Below are 11,297 nucleotides of genomic sequence, written 5' to 3' on the forward strand. Positions count from 1 at the left end.
AAGTAGCAACCAACGCAACGGGGCAGAGCCTTTAAGCGTAAACAATTTGGCGCCTTGGCAGAGTGGCTATGCAGCGGATTGCAAATCCGTGGACCTCGGTTCGACTCCGGGAGGCGCCTCCATATTTTTGGGTATGGCAATGGCGATATCCAGATGCGAAAGCATCACCAATAGACCAGCGAAAGCTGGTTTTTTTGTATCTGATGCTTGGCAAGCTGAACAAGCACTCGCTGGGTGTTTGCATACAGATAAATGCGCTTCTCAAGTGTGACTTCTCAGCCAGCATTTAGCTTTAAAGCCCTTTACAATATGTTCTTCAACAAGGAAGCAGTGAAGACACATGAGAAATACCGACGACTACATTATTTTCTATCATTTGGTTGAGCAAGGTTCATTCAGCGCCGCTGCAAGACAAATGGAACTCACGAAGTCAGTCGTCAGTAAGCGCATTGCCAAATTAGAGCAGGAGATAGGTGTTCAACTGCTTTATCGAACCACACGCACGCTTAAACTGACAGAAGCAGGGCACTCCTTCTTCGAACATGCTCGCAGCGTTTACCAAGCCGTCGCAACTGCAGAAGAATCCATTGTTGGTTTAGGTAAGAGCCTATCCGGCAATATCAAGATTACCGTTCCGACCATCTCTGGTGAACTTATCCTTCCTACCGTTATTTCTGAATTCAACCAAGCTTATCCAGATATCAACATTGATATGGAGCTGGACAATCGATTCGCCGACATCGTCAACGAAGGTTTTGACCTTGCCATTCGTACTGGGGTTTTGCCTGACTCAAGCTTGATTGCGCGTAAGCTGGTTGATGCAAACTGGATTGTGTGTGCATCGCCTAAGTACGTCGCCAAACATGGCAAACCAAAAACGCCGGACGATCTCACTAAGCACAACTGCTTGGTTTACGCCTATCAAGAGACAGGGGCTCGTGAGTGGGCTTTCAAGCGTGATGATGAGGTGTATCAGGTTAAGGTGGATGGGAATCTATGTACCAATAACTCATCTGCGTTACGTAACGTCGCTTTGCTGGGGCAAGGTATCATTTATGTGCCTCGGGTACTGGTTTATGAAGACTTGCAGCAAGGGAAGCTGATTCAGTTGTTTAAAGACGAAACGGCTAAGTGCTTGGGTATTTATGCCGTGTACCCATACACCCGCCAGCAACCAGAAAAGATTAAGATCTTTATCGAGCATCTGTATCAGTGCTTTCAACGTCGTAGCCATCAATTCTAGTGGCTCAACTTTTCTCAAAGGAATGATTCTTCTTTGATGGAAGGAATTCGCTCTAAATTTTAAACTCTCCAATCTATCGATTTTCTTCATTAACCGGCAATGTCACAGCCATATAACGCTGCTATAACGTCATGGTGTTCACATGTTGTGGTTTTGTTTTGACTGAATACTTAGTCGAGGTCGGGTATATAAGGCCTTATTGACCCTTTTGACTTTCTTTTTCTTCGATATCGTGCACATTTGTTAACAATGTACTTTGCTATTGTTTCTTTTTGGAAACGATAAGTTTCTTTGTTGATTTTATAGTTCTGAGAAGTTTAAGTGATTGAATATATGGGTAATTAATGTAGTTAACTTTATCTGGGCGTTGTTATCGGACTTTGGTGGCATGGACGTTCAGATTCGGACTACTTATATTGGCTGGGCATAATAACTAGAGATACGGATATGAAACAGAAGCAGCTCATCGACGCGTTTGTCACCATTGTCGGGGAAGAAAATGTCCTTACCGATCAAATCAAAACCAAGTATTACCGTAGCGGTTTTCGCTCAGGAAGCGGCACGGCATTGGCGGTGGTTTTTCCTAACACTCTGTTAGAGCAGTGGAAGGTCATTCAACAGTGTGTCGACAATAATTGCATCATTATCATGCAGGCGGCTAAGACGGGCCTGACCGAGGGCTCAGCGCCAAGTGGTAGTGATTATGACCGCGATGTGGTGGTGATCAATATCACCAAGATGAAGCAAATCTATCTGTTAGACGGCGGTAAGCAAGCGGTTTGTCTTCCGGGAGCAAGTCTGCATTCGCTGGAAAAAGAGCTGCGAGCGGTTAATCGTGCGCCGCACTCAGTGATTGGATCTTCCTCTCTTGGCGCAACCGTCGTGGGCGGTATTGCAAACAACTCTGGTGGCGCTTTGGTTAAACGTGGCCCTGCTTATACAGAGTTAGCCATATTCGCTCAGGTGGACAAAGACGGTAAGCTCAATCTTGTTAACCACCTTGGTATTGAAGGATTAGGCTCGACGCCTGAAGAGATCTTACAGAACATTCAGGATGGTAACTTCGACCCAGACAAAGTGATTCATGATGAACGTATGGCGTCGGATAAAGAATACGACGAACGTGTTCGTGATGTGACTTCTGATATCCCATCGCGCTTTAATGCCGACGAACGCCGCCTGTACGAGGCGAGCGGTTGTGCAGGTAAGCTTGGCGTGTTCGCTGTTCGAGTCGATAGCTATCCAATCCCTGAGAAAGAGCAAGTGTTCTACCTAGGTACTAATGATCCAGATAAATTGACCAAGCTGAGAAAAGACTTCCTTACTCAATTCGAAAACTTACCAGAAATGGGTGAGTACCTTCACCGTGATATTTTCAACATGGCAGAAAAGTACGGTAAAGACGTTTTCCTTTCTATCGATTTATTAGGCACAGACAATCTGCCTAAGATGTTCTCGCTTAAAGCTAAGGTTGAAAACTTTTTAGAGCGTGTTCCGTTGGTCAGCAAATACCTGCCAGATACTATTCTCTACTATGCGAGCAAGTTATTCCCGCAGCATCTTCCTAAGCGCATGTTGGAATACCGTGATAAGTACGAGCACCATCTTGTACTTAAAATGAGTGACGGCGGCATTGCCGAAGCGCAGAAATACCTAAAAGAGGTGTGGGCGGCTGAGCACGATAGTGACTTCTTTGAATGTACACCAGAAGAGGGCAAGAAAGCGTATCTACACCGTTTTGCAGCAGCAGGTGCAGCAATTCGTTACGAAACCATTCACCGCAAGGAAGTAGAAGACATTGTGGCTCTTGATATTGCGTTACGACGTAACGATGAAGAGTGGTTAGAAACATTACCTGAGGAAGTAACTAAGAACCTTGTTAAGTCTCTCTATTATGGACACTTTATGTGCTATGTTTTCCACCAAGACTATGTTTTCAAAAAGGGCACCGACACCAAGCTGATGAAGAAGCTAATGTTGGAACACCTGAACAGTCGCGGCGCTAAATACCCAGCAGAACACAACGTAGGGCATCTGTACGAAGCGGAAAACTCGCTGCAAAAGTTCTACCATCAACTTGATCCAACCAACACCTTTAACCCAGGCATAGGTAAAATGGATCGCTACAAGCGCAACTGTAACTGCTGTGCTTAGAAGGTAAGAGTTTTGATTCTAAGAGCCGCTGACATACGCGGCTCTTTTTATTTGTTCCTTTACAATCCACCAGAGATGACTGTTTAGAGGTAGATCACATGGAATCCAGCCTTTCGAATTAATAATTCAGTATTGTGTGGCTTTCTATCATTATGATTTAAAAATGCATTTTAAAAACTATCAGTTTGAGTTATGAATTGTTTGGTTTTTAATCGTTCTGTTTGGTAATATTTCCTTCGCTAAATATTTAAAGGAAGTAATAATTATGAAATTGAATTAATAATTATAAGGATTTTATATCCGCATCGTTGCATTGGTTACTTACAGCGTCCTCCAAAATTAAAGTTAAGGTTAAATATAACTCAACATAACCTTGGGTCACTTACGCTTTAAATTTAATAACTATTACGTTCTATTTCTTTATATGTGCTTAGATACGCCATGTGAAGTTATAGTAATGTGCGTCACCCTTAGCTGATTTACATTCTGTAAAAATAGGTGAGGCTTTTATTGCCCATTGATTTTAGCAATGTCGTGCTTGGTCGGAAGACCCTCTGTAGTAAAGATGCAAGCAAATCAGTAACCCGTTTTGACTTGAATCATAAGTCACAAGACGTTGTTGTTTTCTATCCATAATAAGATATAAATCTAAAATATAATTATGTTTAATTTTAATAATTACTTACCAGTTAATGGTGTCAATTTAAATAATAGAATCGTTCTAAAACTTGCTGTTATATCCCTCGTTATATTTTCGTCAAACACCTTGGCTGCATATATAAATGATGTAACGAACCAAAGTACTCATCAACATCACCACCACATACATTCTGATGTACATGAATCAAAAGAGAAATTGTTTGCTGATAAGAAAAATCTAAAACGAAAAATACAGCAGAAGAACTCAGACCTATTGGTCGCAATTGATAATTACAAGAATAATGATGGCGAAGCTAAATTACGTTATTTTTCAGAAGCATTAATGTTGCTCAAGTCGAGACAGGAAACCATTGCACAATTGGCTGACATCGACTCAGACCTTGCAACAAAAGTCGCTTTTAACAACAAGCAGCGCAAGCTTATTCCATCAGAACTTCAAGGCTTTGTTGAGCAAGAGCAGCAGTTAGAAGGCGCTTTGGAAGTGTTTTATGAAGATGACGAAAAAACGCACTCCAGTCGCCTTCGTTATATCTTGAATTCTGGTAACGCACGTACCGAAATCAAATTTCCCCTTCATGCGTACGCGAAGCGCTTAAAGGATGGCGTCAAAGTACGCGCTAACGGCCTCAGCATCAAGCAAACGGGTAAGAAATTAGATGTATTAGCATTGAACGAGGAGCCATCTAATTTATTGGTTTTGGCCGATGGTAGTAACACGATTTCTACAGCCGGAACTGATTCGACACAAGTGACCGCGAATTCATTTGGTGAACAGCGTACTTTGGTGATGCTATTGAACTTTCTGGATAACACGCAGACACCGTGGTCAGTCGAAGAAACGCGAGAGCTTGTGTTCGGCCAAGTTAATGACTTTTATAAAGAAAACTCTGATAACCAAGTATGGTTAACGGGCGATGTCGCTGGTTACTATACCTTGCCAATGAATGCTACGTGCGACACTTGGAAAATTCACACTACCGCTGAAGATGTTGCCCGAGACAATGGCATTAACTTTGGTAATTATGCTCGGATTGTTTATGTGTTTCCTGAAAACTCTACATGCGGTTGGACAGGCAAAGGAACCGTTGGTGGCAATCCATCAAAAGCTTATGTGAATGGCTCTTTAACTCTGCGCACTGTAGGGCATGAACTTGGACACAACTTTGGTTTACATCACGCCAAAGATCTCGATTGTGGTTCTGACATTATTGGTGATCGATGTGCATCGGCAGAATATGGTGATGCGCTTGATATCATGGGTATGTCAGGCATTACTGGTCATTTTAATGCCTTTAGCAAGGAGTTCTTAGGCTGGATTAGTACAGACTCAGGAAACGTTGTTTCTGTTGAGGCTGATGGCAGCTATTTACTTGAACCTGTTGAAACACCGCGTAGTGGTGGTGCCAAAGGATTGAAAATTAGACGTGGCACAGATGAAGTAACGGGTAAACCATTGTGGTATTACCTTGAGTATCGCCAAGCAATTGGGTTTGATAGCTTTGTTGAAGGCAAATCGGGCATTACGGATGGGGTAATTTTCCACTTAGCGACAGAAGATGACCCACAAAGTAACTTGATGTTAGATATGATTCCAAATAGTGGTCTGAGAGATCTTGAAGAATCCGCTCTGCTTGTCGGCCAAACATATACTAATGTTCAAGCAGGTATTACCATTACGACAGAATGGGCAAATGCCAATGCAGCCAGCGTACATGTGACCTTTGATAATGAACAGTGTGTGCAAGCAAGCCCTTCAATTGCTCTTGCTTCCAGTCAAGCGGTGAGCGGCGTTGCTGGTTCTTCAGCCTCTTATAAGTTGAACGTGACGAACAACGATACGAATGCTTGCTCGTCAACGTCATTTAATGTGAGCACAAATGTGCCATCTGGTTGGTCATCGACGCATGAGTCTTTGACACTGGCTTCTGGTGAGACTAAATCGGTAGAAATTAGTGTAACGTCGAGTGATTCAGCACAAGAAGGCAGTTACGACATTCTGCTGAAGGCGGAAAACAGCACTGATTTAGCATTGGCCACCAGTATTCCTGCTGTTTATCAAATTGAACCAAGCGTTCAGACATGTGAGATGGCTAATCCAACGTTAACGCTCGTTGCAAACTCAGCGGCGGAGTTCGAACCGGGAGCAATAGCTAACTACACCGCAACGATTACCAATAATGATAACCAAGCGTGTGAGTCAGCGAATTTTCAAATCAGAGCGAATGTGCCTGAAGGGTGGGTTACGACTAGTAGCGTTGCTTCACTTGCTTCGGGTGAAACGACATCTATTAATTTGAGTGTTACTTCTGACGTTTCGGCCGAAGCAGGAAGTTACAGCATTGACGCGATAGCAACCAACACGCTAGACGCAAGTTATAATGCGCGAGCGAGCAGTGTGTACAAAGTGGCTGAAGTGACGCCTACTTGTGAGCTAAGCCCTCCGTTGTTGACGTTTTCTTCTTTGATTCAAGAGGGGAATGCCGGTGACACCTTGGTGTATTCCGCGACGTTGACGAGCCAGAATGGTCCTGAATGCGACTCTGTGTCGTACACAATCTCTGCGGATGTACCAAGTGGGTGGAGTAGCTCGACTCGCCAGCTATCGCTTGAGTCCGGACAGAAGGTGAATGTTGAGGTGATGGTTACTTCTGCAGAGAATGCAACCGAGGGTGAGTATTCGATTCAAGTTCATGCGTTATCAACGGAGAGCGGTGAAGGCGTGGCTAATGGCGTTGTCGAATATCGCATCCTAGCGATCGCAAACTTATCTCCCGTCGCTAATGATGATTCAGTCGCGTTGACGGCAAAAGAGGTGACCGAGATTGATGCGCTTGCAAATGACAGTGATCCTGATGGAGATAAACTGCAAGTCGTTGGCTTTACTCAAGGCTCTAAGGGATCAGTCAGTTTAAACAGTTCTGGGCGCTTAGTGTATTCACCGGCGAAGAATTTTAAAGGGAGCGATAGCTTTAGCTACACCATATCTGATGGTCAAAATACAGCGACCGCACTGGTTTCCATCCAGTTAAGCAGCACAAGTGGGGGCGGTGGTAATAAAGGAAAAGGAAACAGTAAATAGAGTTTGTTGAGCTGCGCGATAGAGGAGGCAATAGCGAAAGTTATTGCCTCTTTTGGTTTATATTAGCGCTAAGTGAAACGGCTATTTAGGCACTTTAAGAAGATCGTCAAACAGCGCGGAGAATACGTGATAATCTTGCGCACCAACAACCAGTTGCGCGCCTACTAATTGGCCATCTTCAATACGTCCGACAACAAAACTTGGCGTCCCCCGAATACCAAGAGTGGATGCAAGGGCAATGTCGTTTTCTACATTTTTTGCCATTTGAGGATCTTCAAGACACGCAGAGAACTTGTCGATATCCAGTTTTAAGTCACTTGCAGTTTTTTGGTACAAAGCGGTATTTAAGTTACGCATATTTGAAAACAAAGCGTGTCGCATTGGCCAATACTCGCCTTGCTTAAAGCTACAATTGGCAGCAATTGCGGCACCTTTAGCTTGTGGATGGAATCCAAGTGGAAAGTCTCTTGTTAAGTACTTAACCTTTCCTGAGTCGACATAGTTTTCTTTGATCTTTGCGAATGTATTGTCGGTGAAGCGTTTGCAGTAAGGGCATTGGTAGTCAGAAAACTCGATGATCGCGATTGTCGCGTTGTCAGCGCCCATAGACGGAATGGTTCCATTGCCATCAAAGTCTTTTTGATCGGGCAAAGTCCTGAATTTTGGTTTGGCCGCTTTGGCTGCATTTTCTTTAGCTAACTCAATGTCTGAGTTAATGCTTTCAACCTGCGCTTTTAAGTCTTTTACTTCTTGTCTTAATGCGGCTAATTCGGATTCAACTTTCTCATCATTGGCTGGTTGACAACCAATGACCAGCGCAACCGACAGCAGCATAACGTAAATGCTTTTTCCATACTTCAACATAGTGATATCCCCTTGTATGGATTGAGAAAAGGGGCAATGACGCTGCCCCTTTAATGTTAAGAACGTGAAGTTCTCTGTGTTGGTTACTCGACAGTGTTGACTTCGATAGATACGAAGTTGGTTAACGCATCACCATCATCGTCTTCAACCGTTGCTACAATACCGTCTAGTACACCTTGCGCTTGGAAGGTAATAGGATCGGTATTTTCCAGGCCAGGTCGAAGTTCTACGGTAAACGCACAGGTGTAAACGTTGTTGCCTGAACCGCTGTAACCGAGCTCTTGTCCGATGTTACAAGGTGGATATGTCATACCACTGTGGGTGCCGCCTTGAGTATTAAAGATGGTAAAGTTGGCATTGCCATTACCATCGATAATATCAACGCCACGCAGAGTCAAACCAGTTAACTTGACATTGTCTACTTCAGACGCGTTGGTAAGTTGAATAATAACCAAACCACTCAGTGCGAATGCAATATCCGTATCTGGAGCAAGTGGATCAAACGTTACTGTTGCATCATCCATCGCGCTTACACCTAGGCCGTCCTCGTCAGTACCATTAATAGTGGCAACGTTAACGTGGCTATCACCGGCATTACCTTGGACTTGTAATGTGATGGTACAGCTTGCTGTTTCGCCTGGGTCTAACTCAAACCCGTTTAACCCGGTTGGCGTGATAGCGCCGCCATTTTTCATGTCTACCATACAGTCGTCAGTGAGTGTTCCGAAACGGTCGTCATTCAGGCTAGAGAAGACCACAGTGTCGGATGTTGAGACGTCATCTATTGTGTCTTTGACCGTGAAGTAGAAGGTGTAATCAACATCTCTGAACAGGGTTGGATTATCGCCCGTCTCAAACACTGATGTTGGATTGGCTGTTTTTTCTAGCGTAATCATAGAAGGAACATCCAGAACCATGATGGTGTGAGAATCCATAGCATTGGCTGTGTCATTCTCGTTGTCTCTCGCGGTTGCTGTGACGGTATTTGTGAAACTATCACCAGCATCGCCAGCGACATAGACACTTAGCGTACAGCTGTATGTTGCACCAAATGCTATCGTTACTGGGTTATCAAGACAGTCACTCTCAGCCCCAATAGCGCTCAAATCTCCATAGATGGTATCGACTAAGCTCACGAGTTCGATAGGAGAATCAAATGTGCCAGAGTCGTTAGTCACTTCGAACGTAAATGTGACATTTTCTCCTGGTTCCAGTACTTCATTTTTATCCGCTGACTTAACAACGCTAATCGCTGGTGGGATATTGGTAATCTGGACTTGTCGTTCGACACTACAACGATCGCCAAGTGCCGCGTTGCCAACCCCAACGGGACAAGTATCGCCGTTCACAACAGGATCGCCGTTCTTGTCTTGTAACGTTACTTTGACAACGTCTTTATAGAGTTCAGGGTTTGGTATATCCGGAAGGTCACTATCTACGACAAAGACTTTGAACTCACAACTGTAGGTTGCGCTCGGAGCCACTTCATACAGAGGTGTACCGACTGGACAGTTAGTCGATGTCAGATAAACACCGTCAGCCATAGCAGGGCCTGAGGTCGCTCCCCAAAGATCGAAGCTAACGTCATAAGTGCCATCGCCGTTGATGTCGATTTCATCGGTTAATGCGCTAATGAATAACGATGTTTGAGCGTTAGGGTTAGTGAAACTTAGATTAAAGGTAAACTCGCCGCCTGCTTCTGGGTGAGAGCTAGGGGCACCTTCAGATTTTACGATATCTGGTGGTGATGGTTTGATGAACACATCAATATTAAAGGTGTCACAGTTACATTTAGATTTGGTATTTGGGATCTGACCAGCATATGGGTCTTCTTCCGTTGTACAGTTATCACGCTCCTGGTTATCCCAAGCGGCACAGTAGGTGAAGTCAGCTCGGTTATCGCCATCGTCATCAGTACAAAGCATGGTAATGGTTTCGTTTAAAAGCGTGTACTCGTCTGGCCCTAATGCTTTGGTAATGTCACCACAAGCATCGCCATCTAACTGAGCATCTGCTGGTTCACTGCTGCCATCGGGGACAGGCAAAATCATACTACAGTTTCTAAAGTTACCCTGAACGACCTGAGGGCTGGCCTCAGTTAAAGGAAGATAAAAAGTGGTGTCGTATCGTTCGTTAGCGTTGGTTCGTACAGTTACATCGGCTTGGAATGAAAAAGTTTCCCCGAGGTTACATTCTGCGTTTGGGTCGGTTGGAATCACTCGAGTGATTTCAACGTCATTAGCTGTACAGTTTAAAGCATCTTGAGGTAGCGAGTTACCTGGCTCTAACAAATATGCATCCGCCATACAGAGTTTTTCCGTTGGCGAGAGATTATATGCCTCTGCTTGAGCTGGCGAATGACTCGTTACGCCATACAATGCCGCCGAGCTAACAAAGATAACACTCATCACTTTGCTTAATCGGCTGTGTATTAATCGTTCCATCATTGACCTTCTTTTTATTCGAAAGTTTGAACAAGAGGGCTACATGAACGCTGAACACACCATAGTGTCTAAGGCATAACTGACACTTCATCAGCGACTTAAGTAAAGAACCCTCATTCCTTGACCAAAAAAGTCTTCGAGGTGACGCTAGCAATATTCACCTAAGAGACTATCCATTGGTTGCCCACTTAAGAGCAAGAAATGAACCAAACCTTAAGTTATTGAATTTGTTTATTAACTAATGAGCTTGTAGCCAAAATAACTGTTAAGAGGTGTACACAGTGTTCACTTCATTGAGACAGTTATTTAAGAGATGAATAAAAGTTGATGTTTATCTGATAGATAGCGAATTTGGGGCAGTTGTTCTATGAGTGAACACTGGTTAACAGGTTCGTTGACTTAGCTCGATGATGGAACAAGTTAAGTATTCATGGACAATTATTGGACTGAACGATGGTGATTTATCCGAAAAGAGCACTTAGTGTTCACTTGATTGATAAATATAAGAATTTTTGTTGACCTAAAATCTTAATCCGTTAAAGTACGCCTCGTTCTCACGGCGAAGGTCGTTAGAACAGATGGTGTTACCATCGCATTGATTGCGTTGCCCTGGTGGTGGAATTGGTAGACACAAGGGATTTAAAATCCCTCGACGTTCGCGTTGTGCCGGTTCAAGTCCGGCCCGGGGCACCATCCGAAAATTGAGTGGGTGAATTTAATATCCCGCCGTCGAGTTGACCGGCCGAGTGTCGGAGCATCAATTCCGGCTCGGGGCACCATCTCAAATTATGCGACACTAGCTCAGTTGGTAGAGCGCAACCTTGCCAAGGTTGAGGTCACGAGTTCGAACCTC

At 44.1% G+C, this 11,297-nt stretch carries 5 protein-coding genes and 2 tRNA genes; 5 read left to right on the forward strand and 2 right to left on the reverse strand.

Going from position 1 to position 11,297, the window contains the following annotated elements:
- Positions 1 to 48 precede the first annotated feature (48 nt).
- The 4 genes from VCHENC03_RS17770 to VCHENC03_RS17755 all read left to right on the forward strand — a co-directional run bounded on the left by VCHENC03_RS17770 (position 49) and on the right by VCHENC03_RS17755 (position 7,136).
- Positions 49 to 122, forward strand: a tRNA-Cys gene (locus tag VCHENC03_RS17770).
- A 218-nt stretch (positions 123 to 340) separates the two neighbouring features.
- Complete coding sequence (locus tag VCHENC03_RS17765; RefSeq protein ID WP_009705329.1) at positions 341 to 1,243, forward strand: LysR family transcriptional regulator; 903 nt, start codon at positions 341 to 343, stop codon at positions 1,241 to 1,243.
- A gap of 447 nt (positions 1,244 to 1,690) precedes the next feature.
- Complete coding sequence (gene dld / locus VCHENC03_RS17760; RefSeq protein WP_009705330.1) at positions 1,691 to 3,397, forward strand: D-lactate dehydrogenase; 1,707 nt, start codon at positions 1,691 to 1,693, stop codon at positions 3,395 to 3,397.
- 913 nt (positions 3,398 to 4,310) lie between these two features.
- Positions 4,311 to 7,136, forward strand: coding sequence for an NEW3 domain-containing protein (locus VCHENC03_RS17755; RefSeq protein WP_032802410.1), 2,826 nt, complete (start codon positions 4,311 to 4,313; stop codon positions 7,134 to 7,136).
- A gap of 81 nt (positions 7,137 to 7,217) precedes the next feature.
- Here the strand turns inward: VCHENC03_RS17755 and VCHENC03_RS17750 are convergent, their stop codons facing one another.
- On the reverse strand, positions 7,218 to 8,000 hold the full coding sequence (locus VCHENC03_RS17750; protein WP_009705332.1) for a DsbA family protein: 783 nt from the start codon (positions 7,998 to 8,000) through the stop codon (positions 7,218 to 7,220).
- An 83-nt stretch (positions 8,001 to 8,083) separates the two neighbouring features.
- Positions 8,084 to 10,447 carry a DUF7507 domain-containing protein gene (locus VCHENC03_RS17745; protein WP_009705333.1) on the reverse strand — a complete coding sequence of 788 codons (2,364 nt, stop codon included), beginning with the start codon at positions 10,445 to 10,447 and terminating at the stop codon, positions 8,084 to 8,086.
- 603 nt (positions 10,448 to 11,050) lie between these two features.
- On the opposite strand from VCHENC03_RS17745, the gene VCHENC03_RS17740 reads away from it, so the two are divergent.
- A tRNA-Leu gene (locus VCHENC03_RS17740) sits at positions 11,051 to 11,137 on the forward strand.
- The last annotated feature ends 160 nt before the right edge of the window (positions 11,138 to 11,297 follow it).

Source organism: Vibrio sp. HENC-03, assembly GCF_000305755.2.
Lineage (GTDB): Bacteria > Pseudomonadota > Gammaproteobacteria > Enterobacterales > Vibrionaceae > Vibrio > Vibrio owensii.